The sequence below is a fragment of the Allobosea sp. 05T439 genome (assembly GCF_056396005.1).
Map to the genome: position 1 here is coordinate 233,119 of NZ_JBFTKP010000005.1, position 24,257 is coordinate 257,375.

The 24,257-nt window shown below is 65.6% G+C and carries 27 protein-coding genes; 13 read left to right on the forward strand and 14 right to left on the reverse strand.

Annotated elements, in window-relative coordinates:
• Positions 1-54: 54 nt before the first annotated feature.
• Positions 55-609 (forward strand): ActR/PrrA/RegA family redox response regulator transcription factor, encoded by a 555-nt coding sequence (locus tag AC1DIO_RS08130; protein ID WP_043234810.1) that lies wholly within the window; start codon positions 55-57, stop codon positions 607-609.
• A 92-nt stretch (positions 610-701) separates the two neighbouring features.
• Here the strand turns inward: AC1DIO_RS08130 and AC1DIO_RS08135 are convergent, their stop codons facing one another.
• Positions 702-1,163 (reverse strand): MmcB family DNA repair protein, encoded by a 462-nt coding sequence (locus tag AC1DIO_RS08135; protein ID WP_441492060.1) that lies wholly within the window; start codon positions 1,161-1,163, stop codon positions 702-704.
• An 83-nt stretch (positions 1,164-1,246) separates the two neighbouring features.
• Here AC1DIO_RS08135 and AC1DIO_RS08140 point away from each other — a divergent pair, with 83 nt between their 5' ends.
• Both AC1DIO_RS08140 and AC1DIO_RS08145 read left to right on the forward strand, forming a co-directional pair.
• Positions 1,247-2,269, forward strand: a complete 1,023-nt coding sequence (locus AC1DIO_RS08140; RefSeq protein WP_476853309.1) for an MraY family glycosyltransferase — start codon at positions 1,247-1,249, stop codon at positions 2,267-2,269.
• Entirely contained in the window at positions 2,266-3,189 is a 924-nt protein-coding gene (locus AC1DIO_RS08145; RefSeq protein ID WP_441505076.1) for an NAD-dependent epimerase/dehydratase family protein, read from the forward strand. The genes AC1DIO_RS08140 and AC1DIO_RS08145 overlap by 4 nt, the downstream gene beginning before the upstream one ends.
• Here the strand turns inward: AC1DIO_RS08145 and AC1DIO_RS08150 are convergent.
• The 3 genes from AC1DIO_RS08150 to AC1DIO_RS08160 all read right to left on the reverse strand — a co-directional run bounded on the left by AC1DIO_RS08150 (position 3,113) and on the right by AC1DIO_RS08160 (position 7,480).
• Positions 3,113-5,077 (reverse strand): SDR family NAD(P)-dependent oxidoreductase, encoded by a 1,965-nt coding sequence (locus AC1DIO_RS08150; protein ID WP_441505077.1) that lies wholly within the window; start codon positions 5,075-5,077, stop codon positions 3,113-3,115. The genes AC1DIO_RS08145 and AC1DIO_RS08150 overlap by 77 nt on opposite strands.
• Before the next feature lie 75 nt (positions 5,078-5,152).
• Entirely contained in the window at positions 5,153-5,764 is a 612-nt protein-coding gene (locus tag AC1DIO_RS08155; RefSeq protein WP_441505078.1) for a TetR/AcrR family transcriptional regulator, read from the reverse strand.
• 228 nt (positions 5,765-5,992) lie between these two features.
• Positions 5,993-7,480, reverse strand: coding sequence for a cobyric acid synthase (locus AC1DIO_RS08160; protein WP_441505079.1), 1,488 nt, complete (start codon positions 7,478-7,480; stop codon positions 5,993-5,995).
• Between the two features lie 282 nt (positions 7,481-7,762).
• Here AC1DIO_RS08160 and AC1DIO_RS08165 point away from each other — a divergent pair, with 282 nt between their 5' ends.
• Positions 7,763-8,914: an aminotransferase gene (locus AC1DIO_RS08165; RefSeq protein WP_441492001.1), complete on the forward strand. Its 1,152-nt coding sequence runs from the start codon at positions 7,763-7,765 to the stop codon at positions 8,912-8,914.
• An 18-nt stretch (positions 8,915-8,932) separates the two neighbouring features.
• Here the strand turns inward: AC1DIO_RS08165 and AC1DIO_RS08170 are convergent, their stop codons facing one another.
• From AC1DIO_RS08170 to hisB, 10 genes are all read right to left on the reverse strand, one after another.
• On the reverse strand, positions 8,933-10,285 hold the full coding sequence (locus AC1DIO_RS08170) for a hypothetical protein (protein ID WP_476853310.1): 1,353 nt from the start codon (positions 10,283-10,285) through the stop codon (positions 8,933-8,935).
• 66 nt (positions 10,286-10,351) lie between these two features.
• Positions 10,352-10,702: a RidA family protein gene (locus AC1DIO_RS08175; protein WP_069878549.1), complete on the reverse strand. Its 351-nt coding sequence runs from the start codon at positions 10,700-10,702 to the stop codon at positions 10,352-10,354.
• Positions 10,703-10,829: 127 nt separating this feature from the next.
• Positions 10,830-11,276 carry a YqaA family protein gene (locus tag AC1DIO_RS08180; RefSeq protein WP_441505081.1) on the reverse strand — a complete coding sequence of 149 codons (447 nt, stop codon included), beginning with the start codon at positions 11,274-11,276 and terminating at the stop codon, positions 10,830-10,832.
• Between the two features lie 9 nt (positions 11,277-11,285).
• Positions 11,286-12,260 (reverse strand): type I pantothenate kinase, encoded by a 975-nt coding sequence (gene coaA / locus AC1DIO_RS08185; protein WP_441492004.1) that lies wholly within the window; start codon positions 12,258-12,260, stop codon positions 11,286-11,288.
• A 110-nt stretch (positions 12,261-12,370) separates the two neighbouring features.
• Positions 12,371-12,691 (reverse strand): phosphoribosyl-ATP diphosphatase, encoded by a 321-nt coding sequence (locus AC1DIO_RS08190; RefSeq protein ID WP_441492005.1) that lies wholly within the window; start codon positions 12,689-12,691, stop codon positions 12,371-12,373.
• A gap of 3 nt (positions 12,692-12,694) precedes the next feature.
• Positions 12,695-13,459, reverse strand: a complete 765-nt coding sequence (gene hisF, locus AC1DIO_RS08195; RefSeq protein ID WP_476853311.1) for an imidazole glycerol phosphate synthase subunit HisF — start codon at positions 13,457-13,459, stop codon at positions 12,695-12,697.
• Positions 13,456-14,211: a 1-(5-phosphoribosyl)-5-[(5-phosphoribosylamino)methylideneamino]imidazole-4-carboxamide isomerase gene (gene hisA / locus AC1DIO_RS08200; RefSeq protein ID WP_441505082.1), complete on the reverse strand. Its 756-nt coding sequence runs from the start codon at positions 14,209-14,211 to the stop codon at positions 13,456-13,458. Before hisA ends, hisF begins: the two co-directional genes overlap by 4 nt.
• Positions 14,199-14,855 carry an imidazole glycerol phosphate synthase subunit HisH gene (gene hisH / locus AC1DIO_RS08205; RefSeq protein WP_476853312.1) on the reverse strand — a complete coding sequence of 219 codons (657 nt, stop codon included), beginning with the start codon at positions 14,853-14,855 and terminating at the stop codon, positions 14,199-14,201. Before hisH ends, hisA begins: the two co-directional genes overlap by 13 nt.
• Positions 14,852-15,340, reverse strand: coding sequence for a DUF2628 domain-containing protein (locus tag AC1DIO_RS08210; RefSeq protein WP_441492008.1), 489 nt, complete (start codon positions 15,338-15,340; stop codon positions 14,852-14,854). The genes hisH and AC1DIO_RS08210 overlap by 4 nt, the downstream gene beginning before the upstream one ends.
• Before the next feature lie 11 nt (positions 15,341-15,351).
• Positions 15,352-15,939, reverse strand: a complete 588-nt coding sequence (gene hisB, locus AC1DIO_RS08215) for an imidazoleglycerol-phosphate dehydratase HisB (RefSeq protein WP_476853313.1) — start codon at positions 15,937-15,939, stop codon at positions 15,352-15,354.
• Between the two features lie 244 nt (positions 15,940-16,183).
• Here hisB and hslV point away from each other — a divergent pair, with 244 nt between their 5' ends.
• The 9 genes from hslV (at position 16,184) to AC1DIO_RS08260 (ending at position 24,170) form a co-directional block, all read left to right on the forward strand.
• Positions 16,184-16,753: an ATP-dependent protease subunit HslV gene (hslV, locus tag AC1DIO_RS08220; RefSeq protein ID WP_441505083.1), complete on the forward strand. Its 570-nt coding sequence runs from the start codon at positions 16,184-16,186 to the stop codon at positions 16,751-16,753.
• A gap of 29 nt (positions 16,754-16,782) precedes the next feature.
• Positions 16,783-18,090, forward strand: a complete 1,308-nt coding sequence (hslU, locus tag AC1DIO_RS08225; protein WP_441505084.1) for an ATP-dependent protease ATPase subunit HslU — start codon at positions 16,783-16,785, stop codon at positions 18,088-18,090.
• Positions 18,090-19,679 (forward strand): murein biosynthesis integral membrane protein MurJ, encoded by a 1,590-nt coding sequence (gene murJ, locus AC1DIO_RS08230; protein ID WP_441505122.1) that lies wholly within the window; start codon positions 18,090-18,092, stop codon positions 19,677-19,679. Before hslU ends, murJ begins: the two co-directional genes overlap by 1 nt.
• A 27-nt stretch (positions 19,680-19,706) precedes the next feature.
• A complete protein-coding gene (gene trpS / locus AC1DIO_RS08235; protein ID WP_441492010.1) occupies positions 19,707-20,756 on the forward strand; it encodes a tryptophan--tRNA ligase in 1,050 nt (349 codons plus the stop codon).
• Positions 20,757-20,830: 74 nt separating this feature from the next.
• A complete protein-coding gene (locus AC1DIO_RS08240; RefSeq protein WP_069878559.1) occupies positions 20,831-21,325 on the forward strand; it encodes a universal stress protein in 495 nt (164 codons plus the stop codon).
• Positions 21,326-21,420: 95 nt separating this feature from the next.
• Positions 21,421-21,981: a NifU family protein gene (locus tag AC1DIO_RS08245; RefSeq protein WP_441492011.1), complete on the forward strand. Its 561-nt coding sequence runs from the start codon at positions 21,421-21,423 to the stop codon at positions 21,979-21,981.
• Between the two features lie 63 nt (positions 21,982-22,044).
• The gene (gene tsaB, locus AC1DIO_RS08250) at positions 22,045-22,728 is read left to right on the forward strand and encodes a tRNA (adenosine(37)-N6)-threonylcarbamoyltransferase complex dimerization subunit type 1 TsaB (RefSeq protein WP_476853314.1); all 684 of its coding nucleotides are present in this window, start codon (positions 22,045-22,047) and stop codon (positions 22,726-22,728) included.
• 52 nt (positions 22,729-22,780) lie between these two features.
• Positions 22,781-23,278 (forward strand): GNAT family N-acetyltransferase, encoded by a 498-nt coding sequence (locus AC1DIO_RS08255; RefSeq protein ID WP_476775116.1) that lies wholly within the window; start codon positions 22,781-22,783, stop codon positions 23,276-23,278.
• A gap of 85 nt (positions 23,279-23,363) precedes the next feature.
• Entirely contained in the window at positions 23,364-24,170 is an 807-nt protein-coding gene (locus tag AC1DIO_RS08260; protein WP_476775117.1) for a lysophospholipid acyltransferase family protein, read from the forward strand.
• Positions 24,171-24,257 lie beyond the last annotated feature (87 nt).

The window sequence follows — 24,257 nt, forward strand, 5'->3', positions numbered from 1 at the left end:
ACCCATGATCGCGTTACAATTTCGCCGGCCCGAACCGGTGGCAGGAGAGTTGAGATGCAACAGGCGCTGAACGACGCCGCCCAATCGGACATGACCCTGCTGCTCGTCGACGACGACAAGCCGTTCCTGACCCGACTCGCGCGGGCCATGGAAGGGCGGGGTTACTCCGTACGCATCGCCGAAAGTGTCTCGGCTGGTCTTGCTGCTGTCGAAGAAGAGGCCCCGGCCTTTGCTGTCATCGATCTGCGCCTTGCTGATGGCAACGGGCTCGATGTCATCGCCCGCCTGAAGGAGCGCCGCCCCGACGCGCGCGGCATCGTGCTGACCGGCTACGGCAACATCGCGACCGCCGTCAGTGCCGTGAAGCTCGGTGCCTTCGATTTCCTGGCAAAACCCGCTGACGCCGACGAAATCCATTCGGCCCTGGCAGCCGCGCGCGATTCGCGGCCGATGCCGCCGGAAAACCCGATGTCGGCCGATAGGGTCCGCTGGGAACATATCCAACGTGTCTACGAGCTGTGCAGCCGCAATGTCTCTGAGACGGCGCGGCGGCTCGGCATGCACCGGCGCACCCTGCAGCGCATCCTGGCAAAGCGCGCCCCGCGCTGAAGCATCGGCCCGAAAAGTGGATTGCGGTTTTCGGGAAAGCCTATGCAAGCGCTGAAGGTCAGATTATCGGGCCGGATATCCGGCCCACTGATCTAGAGCGGCGGGTCCTCGATCAAGGCAAGGCGCTGGGCAGACAGCCTGGCGAAGGCGATCGTGAGCGCCTTGCGTCGTGCAGCCACGAGCGGATGGCGCGGCGCATCGCGCAGGAGTTCGCCGCCATAGCTATCGGCGATGATCAGCCCGACATCGTCGGGCAGGATTTCGCGCGGGAATTCCGGCGCGACCGCGAAGAGAAAACCATCGCAATAGTCGCGATAATCCGGCCATTTGCCATCGACGCGATAGTCCTCGATGCCCGACTTGACCTCGATGACCAGGAGTTCGCCGGTCGGAGACAAGGCGACGATATCGCCCCGACGGCCATTGGCGAAGGTCATTTCCTTGACGATGGCATAGCCGCGCTCACGCAGATGCCTGGCCGCGCCGCGGCAGACGGCACGGGTGATGTCTGGGCGGGCAGGCGGCGGGTTGAGCACGGAATCGGGAAGCAACATACCCACATGTTCACTCTTTGTGCGCCTCAACGCAAGCTGAAGACGCTTGCAGGCCCGCGCCGTCCGGCTATGGTCCCGGCGCTTTGAACTCCCATCTTGCTCTCCTGCTGATCATCATTCCGGCTGCCGCGGCATCGGCGGCGCTCTGCGTGCTGTTGCGGCCCCTGCTGGTCCGCTATGCGTTGGCGCGRCCGAATGCCCGCTCCAGCCATACGCAGCCGACGCCACAGGGCGGCGGCATCGCAGTTCTTGCCGGGGCCTTTCTCGCGCTGATCCTGGCTCTGCTGCTCCTTCCCCTTCCAACGGCGGCGCGCGCTGATCTGGTCTGGGTCATGGCGGCGGCAACGGCACTGGCGGTCGTCGGAKCCTGGGATGACATCCGCCCGCTTCCGGCCGCGACACGGCTCGTCCTGCAGGCGCTTTGCGTCGGGATCGTGCTGTTCTGCGCCGCTCCCGAACTCAGACTGTTCCCGGACCTCATGCCGCTCGGGCTCGAGCGCGGTCTCGCGCTCATCGCCGGGCTCTGGTTCGTCAATCTCGCCAATTTCATGGACGGCATCGACTGGATCACCGTGGCCGGCATCGCACCGCTCGCCGGTGCGCTTGCCCTGGCGGGCGCCAGCGGGGTGCTCGATCCCGCCAGTGGCCTGCTCGCCGCCGCCTTGTTCGGCGGGATCATCGGCTTCGCGCCGTTCAACAAGCCCGTGGCGCGGCTCTTTCTCGGCGATGTCGGCTCGCTGCCGCTCGGTCTGCTCAGCGCCTATCTGCTTTACCGCCTGGCGGGAACCGGCGCACTGACCGCCGCGCTGATCCTGCCGCTCTACCATGTCGCGGATTCGACGATCACTTTGTTCAGGCGGCTGGCGCGCGGCGAGAAAGTCTGGGAGGCGCATCGCAGCCATTTCTACCAGCAGGCCACCGTCAACGGCTTCAGCGTTCGAGAGGTCGTGATGCAGGTCGCGCTGCTCAACCTTGCCCTGATCGCGCTTGCCGGACTCAGCGTCGCCGTTCCCGCGCTTTGGCAACAGCTCATCTGTCTTGCCCTTGCAGCGATGCTGACCGGGCTGCTGCTGCGGCGCTTCGCCAGCAAGCGGATCCGGCCGTGAGCGAACGTGTTCTCGTTACAGGAGCGAGCGGCTTCATCGGCCCGCATGTCGTCGCCGGCCTTCGTGCGAGGGGATATGGCGTCCGGGTAGCCCAGCGGCGCGAGAGCCCCGCGGATGAGGGCATCGAGCGCGTGGTGATCGGCGATCTCTCCGAGCCGGTGGATTGGCGCCCGGCTGTCGCTGGCATCCGCCATGTCGTTCATCTCGCCGGCCTCGCCCATGCCGGGCCTGGTCTCGATGAATCGCTCTACCGGCGCATCAACACCGAGGCGACGCTCGCGCTGGCGGAAGCTGCTCTGCAAGCAGGCGCTGCGCGATTTGTCTATGTCTCCTCAATCAAGGCTCTCACGGGAGCCTTTGACGGCCATTTTCGCGAGAGCGACGCGCCAGCACCGGACGATGCCTATGGCCGCTCCAAGCTTGCAGCGGAGCAGGGACTCGCCGCGCTCGGTCTCGACTGGATCTCGCTAAGGCCGGTTTTGGTCTATGGGCCCGGCGTCAAAGCGAATATGGCGTCGCTCCTGAAGCTGGCGCGTTTGCCGATACCCTTGCCCCTCGGCGGTCTCGATGCCCCGCGCTCGCTGCTCGCCATCGAGAATCTCGTCGACGCGATCCTCTTCGCGCTGACATCCGCCTGTCCGGCACGGCGTAGCTATACGGTTGCCGACCCCGAGCCCGTCAGCGTGGCCGAGATGATCGCGGCGATGCGCTCCGGCCTCGGGCGCAAGCCMGGCCTCCTGGCCATTCCAGCGGCCCTCCTGAGGCAGGCGGCGCGGCTGTCCGGGAAGAAACAGGCCTTCGCCAAGCTCAGTGGCGGGCTCGTCGCGCGCCCCGAGGGGCTGATCAGGGCCGGTTGGCGGCCACCGGCAGCGACGCTTCCGGCACTGGCGCAGCTGGCCGCGGCTGCTGACGCAGCTTGAAATCCGGAATCGCCTCCTCCAGCACCGCTTCAGCCGCAAGGCGATCCTCAGCCTTGATGGCGGCTTCCAGGCGCGAGAACCAGCCCTGCATGCGGGCGCGCGCCGCGAAGCTCGGCTTCGCGGCCATGACGCCGTCGAGCCCGGTCTCGGCCATCGGCTCATCGTGCGCGAAGAGAATCTCGTTCAGACGCTCGCCAGGGCGGACGCCGGTGATCGCGATTTCGATATCGACGCCCGGCTCGTAGCCAGCGAGCCGAATCATGCGCTCGGCCAGATCCATGATCCTGACCGGCTGGCCCATCTTGAGCACATAGACGGCCGCGCGCTCAGTCTCTGGCCCTGCGGCGCGGGCATGCGACGCGGCGGTCAGGACGAGATCGCAGGCTTCGCGGATCGTCATGAAGTAGCGGATCATCTCCGGGCTGGTCACGGTCAGCGGGCCGCCGCGCTTGATCTGCGCCTTGAACTTAGGAACCACCGAGCCGACCGAGCCCAGCACGTTGCCGAAGCGCACGGCAACGAGGCGCATGCCGGAGGCTGCTGCGACAAACTCGGCATCGCGCGACTGGGCATACATCTCGGCGAAACGCTTGGTCGCTCCCAGCATCGAGACGGGCTCGATCGCCTTGTCGGTCGAGATCATCACGAAGATCTTGGCATCAGCAGCGATCGCGGCATCGATGACATGCATCGAGCCGAAGACATTGGTCTTGATGCCCTCTGCCCAGTCGGCCTCGAGATAAGGCACATGTTTCAGCGCTGCGGCGTGGATCACGATGTCGGGGGCAAACGCCGTGAAGAGCGGCGTGATCCGGGCGCGGTCGCGCACATCGGCAAGCGCTCCCGAGATCCTTGTCTCCAGCCGATGAGCCGCGAGTTCCTCGGTGATCTGGAACAGCGCCGGCTCCGAGCTCTCGACCACCAGGAGCTCCGAAGCACCGAAGGCCGCGCAGCGCAGGCAGATCTCCGAGCCGATCGAGCCACCTCCGCCGGTGACGATGACGCGCTTGCCTTTCAGGAAGGACCCCAACCGATCGCGATCGATCTTGACCGAAGGGCGGACGAGCAGGTCCTCGATCTCCAGCGGTGCCAGCTCAGTCTCGGTCCCGCCTTCGCCGAAGGAATCGAGCCGCGAGATCGGCAAGGCGAGCCTGCGCGTCCGGGCGAGCCATTTGTCCGGCTCGGCTTCCGGTGCCAAGGCGCTCGAAGTGGCGACGATACGGCGGAACGGCTCACCGCGTTCGGCCGCGTCGCCAGCGACCGTCTCGATCTGAGACAGCAGACCAAGCACGGGAACGCCGCGGATCGACTGGCCGAGATCATCGGCGCGCGGTGACAGAATGCCAGCAGGCTTCAATTTGCGCATGGTCCCGGCTTCCATGGCGCGAATGACCATCTCGACCTCGACGCCGCGGCCGAGCAGCAGCGCGGGGAGCGCCGCGTCGCGCTCGGCATGCTGTTTGGAACGGGAATATTTGAGGTAGCGATAGGCGAGGCGCGGGCCGCCGAGCAGCGCGTTCTGCACAAGCCAATAGAGTGCGATGGTGATCTTGCCGAAATAGAAGGCGCCGTAGAGGCTCGGTGACAACAGGAGATAGTCAATCACCAGCAGCGACAGCGACAGGACGGTGACCGCCTTGACGATGTTCGACAGGTCCGGAAGCGAGGCGAAGCGCCATTTCGAGCGATAAAGCGAGAAAAACCAGTAGACCGCGCCAGCATAGGCGACGAAAAACGGCAGGAAGCTCGGCAGATAGCGCAGATGCTCATCGAGCTGCCCGCCCTCGAACCGCACCACGAAAACGGAAACGATTGCCAGCGCCGTGACCACGAGATCATGGACGATGACGGCGAGCTTCTTGGTATTCTGCTTGGTGAATAGGGCCATGGCCGGCGGGGTATCCCGCTCCCGTGCCGCCTTGTCAACGCGAAGCGGCAGGCAAAGAGCGCGCTGCGCGCGAAATCAAGCCTCCGCGTGCGAGACCTTGGCGCGCGAATAGCCGAGACCGGCGAGAATGAAATCGACCATCTCCTCGATGCTCGGCCCCGGCAGGCTCAGGCATTGCGAGATCAGCATCGGATGGCAGAAGGGCGTCATTGCAAAGCGCACGCAGGCGGTGGCGACTTGCGGGTCCATCGGTCGGAATTCGCCCGAAGCGATGCCTTCCGCCACGACACCGCGCAGGATGCCGTCATAGCGCCCGATATGAGCCTGGACGACCTCCCAGCTCTCCTCCATCGCAGCGGCGACCATCTCGTGCACCTTGTGGTGGTCGAGATAACGCAGCGAGTTGATGCGGTTGTTGGTGATCAGGATATCCCGAAGCCGCTCGGCAGCGGAACGCTTTTCCCGCGCGATCGCCGTAACGGCCGCCTCCATCTCGCCCATGTAGCGCTCGGCGACGGCCTCATTGATGGATTTCTTGGAGTCGAAGAACCGATAGACATTGGCGGGACTCATCCGCAGTGCCTTGGCGATGTCCGCCACCGTGGTCTTCTGGTAGCCGATGTCACGAAAGAAGCGCTCCGCCGTATCGACGATGCACTGCCTCGTATCCCGCTCAAGATGACTCAACTCGGTTTCTCGTTCAGTTGCTCAGCGATTTCGGGTGGGAATTGTTCATTATGATGAATTTCGTCATTCGTCAACTCCATGACGAATAAAGACTTTAGCCAAATCTTCCTAGCCTCTCTGACCGGTAGACGGCAAAACTGACCAGTTTGTCAATCCGTCCCCGGGCGGGTAGACCGGGGTGCGGTGAAAGTGTCGCAGGCTAGGCCGCGCCGAGGCGGCGCAACTCGATCAGCCGGATTGCACCCGCTCCTGAGCGAGGGTCCAGATCGCATCGATGTCGAGATGCCGGGCCAGATGTCCGGCCAGACGGTCGAGCGCCAATTCGACCTCATCCTCGTAATTCAGCGTCGAAGACAGCGTTCGGCCCGCGATGCCCGCAAGAATGGCGGCACGGACGGCATCTGAGGCAAAGGCGCCATGCAGGTAGGTGCCGATCACGCGCCCATCGGTCGAGGCTGCTCCCTCCCGCCGCTCACCAACCCGGAAGGGCGCGCGTTGCGTGTCGGCCCCCTCGGTGCGGCCAAGATGAATCTCGTAGGCCCGACCTGACGATGCGCTGGGCGCATGGGTGAAATCGACCTCACGCACGGTCTTGCCAGGCTCCAGCACCGTCTCGACCTCGAGCATGCCGAGGCCTGGAGCCTCACCTGCCGGTCCCTCCAGACCATGAGTATCCTGCACGGTACGCCCGAGCATCTGGTAGCCACCGCAGAGGCCGATGACATGACCTCCGCGTCGGCGGTGGGCAGCGAGATCGATATCCCAGCCCTCGGCGCGCAAAGCCGCGAGATCGCGGAGCGTCGTCTTTGAGCCGGGCAGGATGACGAGATCGGCGTCGCCCGGCAGCGGCGCGCCACGGGTCACCATGACCAGTTCGACGGCGGCCTCCAGTTTCAGCGGGTCGAGATCGTCAAAATTGGCGATTCCCGGCAGTACGGGTACCGCGACCTTGAGCACGGCGCCGGCCGTGCGCACGCCGGAGGTCAGATCGAGCCCGTCCTCGGCCGGCAGGCGGGACGCTTCGGCGAACCAGGGCACAATACCGAGGCAAGGCCAGCCAGTCGCCTGCGAAATCGTGGAGATGCCGTCCTTGAAGAGTGCTGCGTCGCCACGAAAGCGGTTGATGGCAAAGGCCCTAATCATCTCGCGATCGGCGGCATCGAGCACGGCATGGGTGCCGACGAGACTGGCGATCACGCCGCCGCGATCAATGTCGCCGATCAGCAGCGCCGGAACGCCGGCCGCGCGGGCAAAGCCGAGATTGGCGATATCTCGCGCGCGCAGATTGGTCTCGGCCGGTGAACCGGCTCCCTCGACGAGAACGAGATCGGCCCCGGCGCTCAGCCGCTCAAAACTCTCCAGCACTTTCGGCAGGAAATCGCCGCGCCGCGCAAAATCGCCCGACGCGAGGTGGCCTGCGACGCGGCCCTGCAGCACGATCTGGCTGCCTGTGTCGCTCTCCGGCTTGAGCAGCACCGGGTTCATGTCGACATGCGGCGGCACGCGGGCAGCGCGGGCCTGAAGAGCCTGGGCGCGACCGATCTCGCCTGAAGCGGTCGCTGCGGCATTGTTCGACATGTTCTGTGGCTTGAACGGCCGCACCCTGAGGCCGCGATCGGCAAAGAGCCGACATAATCCAGCGACGAGCAGCGACTTTCCGACATTCGAGCCGGTGCCGAGAATCATCAGGGCGGGGGTGGGTTTGGGCGCGGCCATGGCGCTTGCTTAGGCGGCGCTCAGGGCGCGGGCAAGCAGGCGGCGATGGAGAGGGAGGGTCACCGGTTCACGCCAATATCCCGCAGCTCCAAAGGGGCGAAGAAACCGCGGGCGCCCGTCGTGAACCGGCGAAACGGAGATAAGCATTGACCGCTGATGAATGTCAACATTCATCATTCCATATTCTGTCAGGAGCATGAGGGCTTGCTTGAGCCGGTGCACAGGGCAGCGGGACATGGTAGAGGCCCAAGCTCTCTCGCACCCAAACTCGACAAGATTGCGATGAACCCGATCTTCTCCGCCCTTCAGACCAGCGTCTTCGAAGTGATGTCGCGGCTCGCGCGCGAGACCGGCGCCGTGAATCTCGGCCAGGGCTTTCCCGACGACCCGGGGCCCGAGGATGTGCGGCGAAAGGCCGCCGAGGCGGTGATGAACGGCTGGAACCAGTACCCGCCGATGATGGGCCTGCCGGAGCTGCGTCAGGCCTGCGCCACGCATTACAAGCACTGGCAGGGCCTTGATCTCGATCCGGACAGCGAGGTGATGATCACCTCGGGGGCAACCGAGGCGATCGCCGGCGCCCTGATGGCGTTGATCACGCCCGGTGACGAGGTCGTGCTGTTCGAGCCGATGTACGACGCCTATGTGCCGCTGGTGCGCCGGGCCGGCGGCATCCCGAAATTCGTGACCCTAACCCCGCCGGCTTTCGGCCTGAGCGAAGAGGCGCTGGCCAAGGCCTTTTCACCAAAGACCCGGGTCGTGCTGTTCAACAACCCGCTGAATCCGACCGCGACGATCTTCAGTGCTGCCGATCTCGATCTGCTCGCCGATTTCTGCATCCGGCATGACGCCGTCGCGATCTGCGACGAGGTCTGGGAGCATGTCGTCTTCGACGGCCGCAGGCATGTACCGCTGATGGCGCGGCCGGGCATGCGCGAGCGCACGGTGAAGATCTCGTCGGCTGGGAAGATCTTCTCGCTKACCGGGTGGAAGGTCGGGATGGTGATGGCGGCGCCCAATCTGATGCGCGTGCTCGCCAAGGCGCATCAATACATCACGTTTACCACCCCGCCGAACCTGCAGGTTGCAGTCGCCTATGGGCTCGGCAAGGATGATTCCTATTTCGACGGGATGCGCGCCGATTTCCAGCGCTCGCGTGATCGTTTCGCCAGCGGGTTGCAGGGTCTCGGTTTCAGCGTGCTGCCAAGCGTCGGCACCTACTTCCTCAATGTCGACATCGCGCCGCTCGGCGAGACCGACGACATCGCGTTCTGTCAGAGACTTGTCACGGAGAACGGTGTCGCCGCGATCCCGGTCAGCGCCTTCTATGCGGAGGGCGCCGTCAAGACGGTGGTGCGCTTCTGCTTTGCCAAGCATGACGCGACGCTCGATGCGGCACTTGAGCGGCTCGCGGACTGGAGGAAAGCGGCCTGAGCCGCGGAAGCCCCGCTCTCAGCTCTTGCGTAGTGTCTCGACCAGCCTGCCGGCCTTGATCAACGGCGCCTCGAGGCGCTTGGCATTCGCGGCGTGTCCACTGGCCCGCAAGGCTTCGATCGCGGACATGATCTGAGCGAGGGCCTGCTCGGCCAGGCCCCGATCACGGCGGCGTTCGGCGAGATGCAGGGAAGCCTGTCCGTGACTGGCCGTGGTTGCCGCCCAAAGGGAGGGTACGGTCTCGCGCCGGCGCTCCTCAAGCGCGGCAGAGAACAAGGCGAGGGCCTCTTCGAGCACGACGGGCTCGCTATAGCGCTCGCCCATGGCCGCTAGCACCCCACCCATCTGATGCTGCAACTCGGCCCAGCGCAGAGGCTCCCGCGCCCTGTCGACGGTCTTGGCAACCCTGTTGAAGCCGTTGAAAGCCCGCTCGAGCAGGGCGAGGTCCTTCCGGCGCGAACCGAGATCGGCGCGCGCGCGAGAAATCAAGTGCTCGGCCTCGAGCCAACGCGCCTCGTCACGACTTCGATCCCAGCGAGCAAGGACATCGGCGAACGCTGCAACCGCTTCCTCCAGCAGATCATCGTCCGCGCTGGCCTCACCCAGCATCGAGGCAAGTCGGCCAAAGCGGACCTTCAATCCATGCCAGAGGGCCGGCGCTTCATCCCGGCGGAGGTCTTCTAATGCCGCCCGGCAACGGCCGAGCGCCTCGACGCGTAGTTTGCCATCGCCGGACATCTCCGCAAGGCTCTCGAGCACGGCAGCGAAAGCGTCCTGGGCCCCGGCAAAGGCGACCGTATCCTCGAGGCTGTCGAAGCCCTCGAGCAAACGGCGCAGCAAGCCAATGGCCGCGTCATAGCCGTCTMGCCCACCGAAATCCTCGCTGATCCGCGCCAGCGCTTTCGCCTGGGCGAGAGCCAGGTCCCGACTGCGATCGAGATCGGCCAGACCGATGAGCGCAGACGCTTCGCCATAGCGGGCAGCGGCCTCGCGATAGGCCTCCGACGTCATGCGCAGAAAGCTGATCGCCGCCCGGTCGGTGCGGTTCCCGCCGGCCGTGAGCCGCTGGGCGACCGTCAGCGCCGAGAGATCGGTCGAGCCGCCGATCACTTGGAGCTCGGCCTGAGCCAGCGCCTTGTCCGCATCGGCGAAGCGGCCGGCGGCAAGCGCTGCCGCCGCCTCGCTTCGCAGATGCCGGGTGGCCTCGTCGCCAAGTGGATCGCCGAGTCGACCTGCTACTGCGAGGAAATCCTGCGCCTTGCGGTCAAGCAGCGCTTCCACGGGAAGCGCTGCGCCGGGTCGGCGCAGCCAATCGGCGACCATGGCCGGCAGCGCCACTGCCGGCAGGCCGTAGCGCACGGTGACGCGCACTAGGAGCGGCGCGATCTCCTCCGACCCGCTGATGGCATCCTCCCGTTCCAGATCAGCACTGGCGTCTCACTTCGCGGCGATGACCGCGATCTCGACCGTGAACTGCGGCGCGGCAAGCTTGGCTTCGACGGTGGCGCGACCGGGAGTCTGGCCGGCGACGACCCACTTGTCCCAGACGCCGTTCATCTCGGCGAAGGTCGACATGTCGGAGAGCCAGATATTGACCATCAGCAGCTTGGTCTTGTCGGTGCCGGCTTCGGCCAGGAGGCCGTCAATGATGCCGAGGATGTCGGCGGTCTGCTCGGCAACGCTCTTGCCGGCAGCCTTATCGGCGACCTGGCCGGCGAGGTAGACGGTGTTGCCATGCACGACGGCCTTGGACATGCGGGGGCCGATACCGATGCGCTGGATGCTCATGATCAGATCTCCTGAAGTAAGGGGCTTGCTGGTAGCCCGAGACATCCGCACACGCAAATCTCAAAATCCAAAAAGGTGAGGCAGCGCTCGCACATAAAACCGATACGCGTCTTGCTTGAGCCCAAGGCTATGACGCTGCGACCCAGCCGGCCCAGAGCGCAGCGTAGCGTGCAGCCTTGCCGATGAAGACGAGTAGCGTGAAGCGGCCGAGTGGGTAATTCAAAGTGCCGGCGACGACCGTCAGCGGGTCGCCGACAATCGGCAGCCAGGCAAGAAGCAAGGACGGCCAGCCAAAACGACCGAACCAGGCCTGGGCGCGGCCGAGTTTCGCAGGGTCCGGGCGCAGCCTGGCCGGCAATCTCTCCAGCCCGCCTTGCGTGATCAATCGACCGATCCACCAGTTGAGGACCGAACCCGCGGTGTTCGCGAGGCTCGCGACCAGGAACAGCGTCAGCGGTTCGGCACTCCCTGCCGCGAGCAGGCCGACAAAGACGGCTTCCGACTGCGCCGGAAGGATCGAGGCCGCAACGAAGGCGGCGCCCGCCATCACCGCGAGCGCGGACAAAGCCTCCATGCCGGTTTCTCAGAGGCGGCGCAGCGCGACCTGCTGGATGCGATGACTCGCGCCCTTGGTCAGGATCAGGCTGGCGCGCTGGCGCGTCGGCAGGATGTTCTCCTGCAGGTTCGGCATGTTGATCCCGGTCCATAGATTCTCGGCGATCGACAGGGCCTCCTCCTCACCGATCTCGGCATATTTGCGGAAGAAGGAGCGAGGATCGCGGAAGGCGGTCTGGCGCAACGTCATGAAGCGGTTGACGTACCAGCGGTGCAGATCGTCCTCATGCGCGTCGAGATAGACCGAGAAATCGAAATAGTCGGAGACGAAGGGGATGACCTTGCCGTCCTTCGGCATCCGGCTCGGCTGCAGAACGTTGAGGCCTTCGAGGATCAGAATATCCGGCCGCTCGACAGTGACCTGCTCACCAGGAACGACATCGTAGACAAGATGCGAATAGACCGGCGCCAAGACCGCAGGCCTGCCGGCTTTCACATCGGAGAGGAAACGCAGGATCGCGGAACTGTCATAGCTTTCCGGAAAGCCCTTGCGCTGCATCAACCCGCGCCGCTCGAGTTCGGCATTGGGCAGCAGGAAGCCGTCCGTGGTGACGAGTTCGACCTTGGGCGTATTCGGCCAGCGCGAGAGCAGCGCCTTCAATACGCGTGCCGTGGTCGACTTGCCGACTGCGACCGAGCCGGCGACGCCGATGATATAGGGAACCTTGACCTCGGCTTCTGCCAGCAGAAAACGCTGCGTCGCCTTGAACAGGCCTTGCGTGGCCGCAACGTAGAGCGACAGCAGCCGCGACAGCGGCAGGTAGATCGCGACGATCTCGTCCAGCGAGATCGGATCATTGATCGATTGCAGCTTGGTCAGGTCGTCGACCGAGAGCGTCAGCGGCGTATCGGCGCGCAGATGCGCCCACTCGTCCCGCGTGAAGGTCCGATAGGGTGAAACCAGATCGGGATCGGCCGCGGCCGGGATCAGACGTTGGTCCATGCTGCCGCGATCCGCATTCCAGACTTCGAGATTCAAGGCTCGGATATCCTCGACTGGACTCTGAGCACGCCGCCTTTTCGAAAGCCGGATCCGGCCTTCGGCAACATGGCTCAGGGTTTCCTCGCCGCCTTCTCAGCCAGACCGGACCGGGCGGTACGGGCCTCAAGCTGGCTCAACACATCTTGCAATGCAACATCGCGCGACGAAAGCACGACCAACAGATGATAGAGCAAATCGGCACTTTCGGCGATCAAAGCCTGCTTGTCGCCTTGCACAGCTGCAATCACGGTTTCGACAGCCTCTTCGCCGAGCTTCTTGGCGGCGCGCTCCGGCCCGCCAGCCAGGAGCTTGGCGGTCCAGGACTCTTCGGGGGAGGCCCTTCCCCGCTCGGCGACGATCTTTTCGAGATCGGACAGTGTAAAGCCGCTCATCGCTCAATCCAGCCGCATCGCCAGCCCTGCCGCCGCCATATGGGCTTTGGCCTGGGGGATGGTGAAAGTCCCGAAGTGGAAGATCGAGGCCGCCAGCACGGCACTGGCATGGCCCTCCCGCACGCCGTCGACGAGATGGTCGAGCGTGCCGACACCGCCGGACGCGATGACGGGCACGGAAACCGCATCGGCAATCCGGCTGGTCAGGTCAAGATCGAAGCCTGCCCCGGTGCCGTCGCGGTCCATCGAGGTCAGCAGCAGCTCGCCGGCGCCGAGCGAGACCACCTCGCGGGCATAGGCGACGGCATCGAGCCCGGTCGCATTGCGGCCGCCATGGGTGAAGATCTCCCAGCGCTCCGGCGCCACCTTCTTGGCGTCGATCGCGACGACGATGCACTGATCGCCGAACTTTTCCKCCGCTTCCTTGACGAAGGCACGCCGCTGCACGGCCGCCGTCATGATCGCGACCTTGTCGGCCCMGGCCAAGAGCAGCTTGCGGATATCGTCGACCGTGCGGACGCCGCCGCCCACGGTGAGCGGCATGAAGCAGGCCTCTGCGGTGCGCGTCACCACATCGAACAGGATGCCGCGATCCTCATGGCTCGCCGTGATGTCGAGGAAGCAGAGTTCGTCCGCGCCGGCTGCGTCATAGGCCTTGGCGGCCTCGACCGGATCACCGGCATCGACGAGATCGACGAATTTCACGCCCTTGACGACACGGCCGTCCTTGACGTCGAGGCAGGGAATGATGCGGGTCTTCAGGCTCATGCCGCCTTCCCCTTGTCCGCCTGAGCGATCCGCGCCAGCGCTGCGGCCGGATCGATGCGCCCATCATAGAGCGCGCGGCCCGTGATCGCGCCTTCCAGGATAGCGGCGTCGGGGGCACAGAGGCGCTCGATATCGGCCATCGAGGCGAGCCCGCCCGACGCGATCACCGGAATGCTCAGCGCCCCGGCGAGCGCGATCGTGCCGTCCCAGTTGATGCCCTGGAGCATGCCGTCGCGCGCGATGTCGGTGTAGATGATCGCCGCGACGCCCGCGTCCTCGAAGCGGCGGCCAAGATCAACCGCGGCAAGCGAAGAGGTTTCGGCCCAGCCTTCGACCGCGACGAAGCCGTCGCGCGCATCGATGCCGACGGCGACCTGGCCCGGAAAGGCCTTCGCCGCTTCGCGCACGAAAGCCGGATCCCGCACCGCGGCCGTGCCGATGATGACGCGGCGCACGCCCTTGGTGAGCCAGCCCTCGACGGTCGCGATGTCGCGAATGCCGCCGCCGAGCTGCACCGGAAACGCGACCCGGCCGAGGATGGCCTCGACAGCTGCAGCATTCATCGGCTTACCGGCAAAGGCGCCGTCGAGATCGACGACATGGAGCCATTCGAAACCCTGCGCCTCGAATTCCGCGGCTTGCGCAGCCGGATCATCATTGAAGACGGTCGCCTGGGCCATGTCGCCTTGCTTCAGGCGAACGCAGCGACCGTCCTTGAGATCGATGGCGGGGAACAGAATCACGGTGTCCATCCCAAGAAATTGGCAATCAGCTTCAGTCCGAGCTTCTGGCTTTTCTCGGGGTGGAACTGCGTGCCGGCGATGTTGCCGCGCACCACCATGGCGGTGACGGGCCCGCCATACTCGGTCAGCGCCAGCACATCCTCGGCCCGCTMCGGCGTCAGCGCGTAGGAATGCACGAAATAGGCATGCAGGCCGCCCGGACCGGTCTCGATGCCGGCGAGCAACGGATGCTCGTCCTGCGCATGCAGATTGTTCCAGCCCATATGCGGGATCTTGAGGCTCTCGTCGGTCGGCCTGATCAGGGCGACATCGCCCGGAATCCAGCCGAGGCCGTCCGTCACCGTGTATTCGAGCCCACGGCTTGCGAGGAGCTGCATACCGACGCAGATGCCGAGAAAGGGGCGCTGCTTGCCGCGGACGACGTCCTCCAGAACCTCGACCATGCCGGAGACAGCATCGAGCCCGCGGCGACAATCGGCGAAAGCGCCGACGCCCGGCAGGACGATGCGATCGGCCGCACGCACGACCGCCGGATCACTGGTGACGCGAATAGTGGAGGCAATGCCGGACTCGGCCGCCGCACGCTCAAAGGCCTTGGCGGCAGAGTGCAGATTGCCGGATCCGTAATCGATGATGGCGACGGACTGGGTCATCGGCCTTGCGCCTCAGGAAAGAGTCCGATCACCGGGACTGCGCTTGAAGACTGGAAACGCGCAGGAACCGGCGCGGCTTCGCGCGGAGCCGGCGCGGGCCGGCTTTCGAGAGCCCGCTCGAAATAGCGTCGTTCGGCGCTCGCGAGATCGGGAGCCTCGATCACATCGGCAAGCCGCCAGCCTTTCCGCAGCAGCTTGCGCGCGATCAGGTTCCGGCCTTCGAGCCCGAGGAAGAGCCCGATGACGAATTGCGCCAGCAGCGCCGCACCGCTCGCGAGCCCGAGATCGCTCTGCGCGTAATACACGGCAGCCCAGACCAGCGCGAAGACGAGCGTCGCCAGCCAGAGCCGCTTCGCCAGCAGCCAGAAGCCCGTGAAGAGGAAGGCTGCCCAGGAGAATGTCTCGGGCAGGAGCCGCGCCTGCTCGATATCGTCGCGCTCGCTGCCGGAACCGGGCGGCGGAATCAGGACCGTATAGAACGCCATGTCATGGCCCCTTATAGCGCGCCCTTGGTGGACGGCACGCGGCCGCCTTCGCGCGGATCGACCTCGAGCGCGTGACGCAACGCCCGCGCCAACCCCTTGAAGCAGCTCTCGGCGATATGATGGGCATTGTCGCCGTAGAGTGTCTCGACATGCAGGGTCAGGCCCGCATTGATCGCGAAGGCCTGGAAGAACTCGCGCACCAACTCGGTATCGAACGTGCCGATCTTCTCGGCCTTGAAGCTCGTGCGGAACACCAGAAAGGGCCGGCCGGAGACGTCGACGGCGACGCGGGTCAGCGTCTCGTCCATCGGCAGATGCACGTMGGCGTAGCGGCGGATGCCCTTCTTGTCGCCGAGCGCCTGCTTTACCGCCTCGCCGAGCGCGATGCCCGCATCCTCGACCGAGTGGTGATCATCGATATGGGTGTCGCCTTTCACCGTGACCGCAAGATCGATCAGCGAATGGCGGGCAAAGAGATCGAGCATATGGTCGAAGAAGCCGACGCCTGTCGCGATCTCGGCCTTGCCCGTGCCGTCGAGCGAGAGCTTGACCGAGATATCGGTTTCATTGGTGCGGCGCTTCACTTCGCCCGAACGCATTTGAAAAGCCCTTGTGACCTTGCTGGCCGGTGCTTTAGCGCGCTTTCCGCTCGACTGAAATCAGCCGAGCGACAAGAATTCGCGCCAAAGTGGCTGCTGAAGCATGTTCTCGTCGCAAAAGTGCATCCCACTTTTGCGGGACATGCTCTAGCAGCGCGTTGACGCTCACGCCACCCGGCCGATTGTGCAGCGCCTGAAAAGCCCTACATCTGGCGAACGGCCGGAAACACTGGAAGACGCTCTGATGGATAACGACAACAAGGCCCCCGTGATGCACGCCACCACCATCCTGATGGTGCGCAAGGGCGGGCGCGTGGTGATCGGCGGCGACGGGCAGGTCTCGCTCGGCCCGACCATCATGAAGGGTAACGCCAAGAAGGTGCGCCGCCTCGCCAAGGGTGCGGTGATCGCCGGCTTCGCGGGCGCAACAGCCGATGCCTTCACCCTGTTCGAACGGCTGGAGACCAAGCTCGAGCAATACCCGACGCAATTGCTGCGCGCCTGCGTCGAGCTCGCCAAGGATTGGCGCACCGACCGCTATCTGCGCCGGCTGGAAGCAATGCTGCTGGTCGCCGACAGGGAGGTCAGCCTGCTGATCTCCGGCACGGGCGACGTGCTGGAGCCGGAAGCGGGCGAACATGGCTCGGTGATGGCCATCGGCTCCGGCGGCAACTTCGCCCTGGCAGCGGCGCGCGCGCTGGTCGATGTCGAGCCCGACGCCGAGACGATCGTGCGCAAGGCGATGAAGATCGCCGGCGACATCTGCGTCTACACCAACCACAGCCTCGTCATCGAGAGCCTCGACATCGCCTGATGTCCGCTGACGCCCAATCGGAAGTATCCATGACCTCTTTTTCCCCCCGTGAGATCGTCTCCGAGCTCGACCGCTTCATCGTCGGCCAGAAGGATGCCAAGCGTGCCGTCGCCATCGCGCTGCGCAACCGCTGGCGCCGTCAGCAGCTCGAAGGGCCGCTGCGCGAAGAGGTCGCTCCCAAGAACATCCTGATGATCGGGCCGACCGGCTGCGGCAAGACCGAGATCGCGCGCCGGCTGGCGCGCCTCGCCAATGCGCCCTTCCTCAAGGTCGAGGCGACCAAGTTCACCGAGGTCGGCTATGTCGGTCGCGACGTCGAATCGATCATTCGCGATCTCCTCGAGATCGGCATCAGCCTCGTCCGCGAGGCCCGGCGCAAGGATGTCCAGGCCAAGGCACATCTTGCAGCCGAGGAGCGCGTGCTCGACGCGCTGGTGGGGTCGACGGCCAGCCCGGCGACGCGCGATTCCTTCCGTCGCAAGCTGCGCGCAAACGAACTCGACGAAAAGGAGATCGAGGTCGAGATCGCCTCTGGCGCGAGCTCGACCCCGATGTTCGAATTGCCCGGCATGCCCGGTGCCTCGATCGGCGCGATCTCGCTCGGCGACATGTTCGGCAAGGCTTTCGGCCAGAAGGGCAAGCCGCGGCGCATCCTCGTCAAGGATGCCTATGGCCCGCTGATCGCCGAGGAGAGCGACAAGCTGATCGACCAGGACGCGATCGTCCAGGATGCCATCCGCGAGGTCGAGAATAACGGCATCGTCTTCCTCGACGAGATCGACAAGATCTGCGCGCGCGAGGGCCGAGGCGGCGCAGACGTCTCGCGTGAGGGCGTACAGCGTGACCTGCTGCCGCTGATCGAGGGCACCACGGTTGCCACCAAGCACGGGCCGGTGAAGAGCGACCACGTCCTGTTCATCGCGTCGGGGGCCTTCCATGTGTCGCGCCCGTCCGACCTGCTGCCCGAGTTGCAGGGACGCCTGCCGATCCGCGTCGAATTGCAGCCGCTCGATGTCGAGGATTTCAAGCGCATCCTGACCGAGACCGAGGCGAGCCTGATCAAGCAGACGGTCGCACTGATGGCGACCGAGGAGGTCACGGTCGACTTCACCCCGGACGCGATCGACGCCATTGCCCGCATCGCCGTCGCGGTAAACTCCACCGTCGAGAATATTGGCGCGCGGCGGCTCCAGACCGTGATCGAACGGATTCTCGACGAGATTTCATTCACGGCCACAGACCGCTCGGGCGAAACCGTCACGATCGACGCGCCCTATGTCGAAGTGCGGATCGGCGACCTCGCCAAAAATGCGGATCTGAGCCGGTTCATCCTGTGATGCAGCCACCGGCGGAGCCGAGTCCTACCGGGTCGCGCCTTGCGCGCGATTCGGCGGTGGTCGGCGCTGCCACGGTGCTGTCGCGCCTGCTCGGCTTCGCCAGAGATGTGCTGATCGCGCGCCTGCTCGGTGCCGGCCCGGTCGCGGATGCCTTCCTGGCAGCCCTGCGCCTGCCCAATCTGGTCCGGCGCGTGCTCGGCGAAGGCGGACTGAATGCGCCCTTCGTACCGCTCTATCTCGACATCAAGGCTTCGCGCGGCGAAGCGGCGGCTCGTGGCTTCGCCGGAGAAGCCACGGCGCATCTCGGTCTGCTGCTGCTGGTGCTGATCGCATTCGGCGAAATGTTCACGCCCTGGCTGGTGCTGGGGCTGGCCGGCGGCTTTGCGAACGAGCCCGAAACGCTTGCGCTGGCCAGCCATTTTACCCGGTTGATGCTGCCTTTCCTGCTGCTGACGACGCTCGCCGCGTTGCTGGCTGCGCTGCTCAACGCCGAGCGCCGGTTCACGACGGCGGCTCTCGCGCCGGCATTGATGAACGCCATCCTGCTCGGCGTGCTGCTGGTCCAGCTCTCGCGGGGCGCAGAGGCCATGGTGAGCGCCAGTCTGCTCGCCATCTTCGTCAGCCTGACCGGGTTCGCCCATCTCGGCCTGATCCTGCTTCGATTGCACAGGATCGGGCTGCCGCGCCTCAGTCTGCGCTGGTCGCCTGACATGAGCCGCCTCATGCGCACCGGCGGCGCGACCCTGCTCGCGGCATCGAGCGCACAACTCGTCCTGCTGGTTGCGATGCAGATCGCCTCGACAGAAGGCGGAGCGGTCGCGGCGCTCTATTACGCCGACCGCATCTTCCAGCTGCCGCTCGGCTTCGTCGGCGTCGCGATGGGCACCGTCGTGCTTTCCGAAATGGCGAGCCATGAGAGTGCGCGGGACGATGCCATGCTCGGTCGTGCGCTGGCGCTCGGATTGGCGCTTGCCGTGCCGGCGGCCGTCGCGTTGGCCGCGCTGGCCGAGCCGATCGTATCGGTGCTGTTCGAGCATGGCCGTTTCGGCCCTGAAGATCGGGTGCGCACAGCAGGAGCCCTGGCAGCTTTCGCGCTCGGTCTTCCCTTCGCGGTGATGGCAAAGGTCTTCGGTCAGGTCTATTTCGTCCGGCGCATGCCACGTATCCCGCTGCTTGCTGGACTAGCCGCCGTCCTGGTGGCCGTTTTCTCCGGCTATGGCGCTGCGCCCGGCAAGGATGCCGCGACCGTCGCCGCCCTCGCAGCAAGCCTCGCCTTTGTTGCCCAGGCCGTTCTGCTGTCGCTCCATCTGCGGCGCCAGGGCCTGTGGCGGCCGAGCCTTGCAAGCCTGCGGCCGATCATCGCCATACTGGGCGCCAGCGCCATCATGCTGGGCGCGCTCCTCCTGCTTCTGCCGGCGCTGACGACCTCGCTCGCCCCGGGCGAGCCCCTGCTGTTGCGGATTGCGTCCCTGGCCGCGCTCTGTCTCGGCGGCCTCGCGGCCTATGGCCTTGCTGGCGCCCTCTTCGGCGCTTTCGGCCTCCCGCACTTGCGCCTTGCCCGCGCTTCCGCCAGAACGCCGCGTTCCTGATACCCGCTCGCGACAATGGAGCGCCTGATGGCCGAATTTCCCCAACGCGTCTTTTCCGGCATGCAGCCGACCTCGACGCTTCACCTCGGCAATTATCTCGGCGCGCTCACGAACTGGGTCGCGATGCAGGAGAGCTATGACTGCGTGTATTGCGTGGTCGACATGCACGCTATCACCGTCTGGCAGGACCCTGCCGAGCTGACGCGTGCCATCCGCGAGGTCACAGCGGCCTATCTCGCCGCCGGCGTCGACCCGAAGAAGAGCATCATCTTCAACCAGAGCCAGGTCGCGCAGCACGCCGAACTTGCCTGGGTGTTCAACTGCGTTGCCCGCCTCGGATGGCTCAATCGCATGACCCAGTTCAAGGAAAAGGCCGGCAAGGACCGCGAGAACGCCTCGGTCGGACTCTACGCCTATCCGAATCTGATGGCGGCCGACATCCTGCTCTACAAGGCAACACATGTGCCGGTCGGCGAGGACCAGAAGCAGCATCTCGAACTGGCGCGCGATATCGCGCAGAAGTTCAACAATGACTTCGCCGAGCAGATCGCCGCTCGCGGCCTCGGCACCGGCGAGCTCGGCTTCTTCCCGCTGCCCGAGCCGATGATCCAGGGCCCGGCGCCGCGTGTGATGAGCCTGCGCGACGGCACCAAGAAGATGTCCAAGTCGGACGCATCCGACTATTCCCGAATCAATCTGACCGATGACGCCGAAACCATCGCGCAGAAGGTGCGTAAGGCGAAGACCGATCCCGAGGCCTTGCCATCCGAGGAGAAGGGCCTTGAGGGCCGGCCCGAGGCCGAAAATCTCGTCGGCATCTATGCCGGCCTGAGCGGCGAAAGCAGGGCAAAGGTGCTCGGACAGTTTGGCGGCGGACAGTTCTCGGCCTTCAAGGCCGCGCTCGTCGATCTCGCCGTGACGAAGCTGGCGCCGATCGCTGGCGAGATGCGCCACCTGCTCGCTGATCCCTCCCATATCGATGGTATTCTCGGGCAAGGCGCCGAGCGCGCAGCAGAGATTGCCGCTCCGATCATGCGCGACGTCAAGGACGTGGTCGGCTTCGTCCGCGGCCGGTGACGCAGGTGGGCTTGCGCTGACGTTGCGGCGCAGGCCACCATGGGCTCTCCCGAAGCGGCGGCAGGTTTGAATCGATGGTGACGCGACGGCGGTCCTATGAAACGGGCCATCGCCCGAAATTCCTCGCGGTGGTCGACGATAGCGAAGAATGCGCCAAGGCCGTGCGCTTCGCCGCGCGGCGGTGCGCGCGTATCGGCGCCTCGATCGTGCTGCTCGGCGTCATCACTCCGCCCGAGCACGAGACCTGGCTCGGTGTCGGTGAGGTGATGCAGGCCGAGGCGGAAGCGGAAGCCGAACGGCTACTGGACGATGCGGCGGCAACCGTGCGCGCGCTCGCCGGGCTCGAGCCCGAGAAGGTTGTCCGCACCGGCGTGAAGTCGGACGAACTCGTCAAACTGATCGAGGCCGACGAGGACATCTCGCTGCTGGTGCTCGCCGCCGGCACCGGGCGCGACGGTCCAGGCCCACTGGTCAGCGCTCTTGCCGGCAAATCGGCCGGCACCTTCCCGATCCCGGTCGCAATCGTGCCCGGCCATCTCGAGGACGAGGAGATCGACGCGCTGGCCTGACCCGCAAGGCCGGGTTGGCGCTGGAATGATTCCAGCAACGCGCCTATATCGGGCTCAGGAACGGCGGCCTTGACCCGCCGGCACCGGAGGCCACCATGTTCATCCAGACTGAAGCCACGCCGAACCCGGCGACATTGAAATTCCTGCCCGGGCGCACCGTCATGCCGGACGGCACCCTCGAGCTGCGCGACGCCGAGCAGGCCGACCGTTCGCCGCTGGCCTTGCGTCTCTTCGCCGTCACCGGCGTCTCCGGCGTCTTCCTCGGTTCCGACTTCATCACGGTCACCAAGTCGGGCGGCGAATGGCCGCATCTCAAGCCCGCGATCCTCGGTGCCATCATGGAGCACTTCATGTCGGGCGCGCCGGTCCTCTCGGACGGCTCGAAGGCCGATGTCACCGACGAAGGCGAATTCTTCGCGCCGGAGGACGCCGCCACCGTCGAGACGATCAAGGATCTGCTGGAGACACGCATCCGCCCTGCGGTCGCCGGCGATGGCGGAGACATCACCTTCCGCGGGTTCAAGGATGGCGTCGTCTATCTCGCGATGAAGGGATCCTGCTCGGGCTGCCCGTCCTCGACTGCGACGCTGAAGCACGGCATCCAGAATCTGCTGCGCCACTTCCTTCCGGATGTGCGCGAAGTCGAGGCCGTCTGATATTATTCGCCTGGGCATGATCTTGTCCGAACGCCGTTCTGCATTCCTCAGGATCGTGACCTGATGCGCATTCTCGCCATCGACACCGCGCTTGGCGCCTGTTCCGCCTGTGTCCTCGACATGGGCGAAACCACGCCCCTCGCACGCGAACAGATTGCGATGGATCGCGGACATGCCGAGGCGTTGATGCCGCTGATCGAACGGGTGATGAACACCGTCGACGGCGGGTTCGCCTCGCTAGACCGCGTCGCCGTGACCATCGGGCCGGGCAGCTACACCGGCCTGCGCGTCGGAATCAGTGCCGCACGCGCCATCGCGCTGGCTGCGGGAATCCCCGCCGTCGGCGTGACGACGCTGGCGGCAACCGCCGCGCCCCTCATTGGCAGGGAGTCGGGCCGCGTCGTCGCCGCCGCGCTGGACGCCAAGCATGGCCAGGTCTGGTTCCAGGCGCTGAGCTCGCAGGGCAAGCAGCTCGTTTCGATTCGGCAGGTCAATTATCGGGATGCTGCGCGCGCGATCGGTGCCGGTCCGGTCAGCCTTGTCGGCTCCTCGGCGCTCGCCGTTGCGAATGAGGCCTGGGCGATCGGGCTCGATGCACTGGTCATCGACGATGCCAAGGCTCCGGATGTGACCTGGGTCGCACGACTAGGCCTTCTCGCCGATCCTGCCACCGCGCCGCCGCGCCCGCTCTACCTCAAGGAGCCGGAGACGACACCGCAGGATCGCGCCCGCTTGCCGCGGCGCTGACGGCGTCCATTTCGACGTTTTGCCGGCTCCCGGGAACATGCGATCAAGCGGCATGGATTGGCTGCGTAAACTTCTGCACCCTCACGCTGCGCCGGCGCGAACAGCGCGCCTCGACGTGCGGCATGCACGCCATGTTGCGGCACTTCATCATCTCGGCGGCTTCGCCCGCGGCTGGGAGCCCGGAGAATGCGCGGGGCTTCTGGTGGACAGCGCCGTCGTCGCCGACGGCGTGTTCGCCGGCAACGAGCCTAACCCCGCCGGCTTCGTGATGTCTCGACGGGCCGTGGACGAGGCCGAGATCCTGAGCATCGTCGTCTCGCCCCGCCAACGCGGCAGCGGACTTGGTCGTGCATTGCTCTCGGCCCATCTCAGCCAACTCGCTGGCATGGGCGTCGCCCATGTCTATCTCGAGGTGGAAGACGGCAACGCCGCTGCCGACCGGCTCTACCGGCATTTCGGCTTTCGCGAGGTCGGGCGGCGCAAGGGCTACTATCCCAAGGCCGACGGCACGCGTGCCACCGCCGTCACCATGCGGCTCGATCTCGCGTGACAGCGGCAGCCACGTCGTCCATGAAGCGCACCGGATTTCTGTCCTTCACACTTTCGCGATCCGCGCGACGGGAGCCACGCCCCGCATGAATGGTCTACGCCCCGGCGCGATCCTGCGGCTCGTCCTGCTCGGTCTCGGCACTGCCGCGCTTGTCCCGGTGCAGCTCGTCGCATTGCGCCTTGGGCCACGCCATGGCTGGACCGTGCCGCTGTGGTTTCATCGGCTGGCCTGCACCTGCCTCGGTGTCCGGCGTCATGTCCGCGGCACCCCGCCGCCGAAGGGCGCAGGCGGACTGATCGTCGCTAACCATGTCTCCTGGCTCGACATTCCGGTGATCGGCGCCGCGCAGCCGCTTTCCTTTGTTGCCAAGGCCGAGGTTGCGACCTGGCCGGTGATCGGCTTCCTGGCCGCAGTGCAGCGCACGCTGTTCATCGACCGAACGCGCAAGACCGCAACCGCCGGCATCACCGCCGAGATGGGCAAGCGAATTTCCGACGGGCAGGCCGTGGTGCTCTTTGCCGAAGGCACCACGGGCGACGGCACGAGAACATTGCCGCTGCGGTCTTCCCTGCTCGGCGCCGTTCACGAAGCGCTCGGCCGCAATGACAATAACGGCGACATCACCGTCTATCCGCTCTCGATCACCTATACCGGCTTTCACGGGATGGCGGGCGGACGCGTCGAGCGTTCGTCGCTGGCGTGGTATGGCGATACGGAGCTCGCACCCCATCTTAAAGCGATGCTCAACTCCGGTGCGATCGACGTTGAGCTCGCATGGGGCGAGCCGATCCGCATGGGCCACGAGACCTCGCGGAAGGTCGCGACCCGGCGGGCGGAGCAGGCGATCCGCCGCGCTCGTCGCGAGGCGGTGACAGGACGGCCGGTCTCGTGAAGGTCATTGCGCGTATTGGCGCGGATGTTGCTTTGTGAAGGACGCATAGCGCGAGGTCATTTTCACGGCGCGCGATCCAGAGTAAGG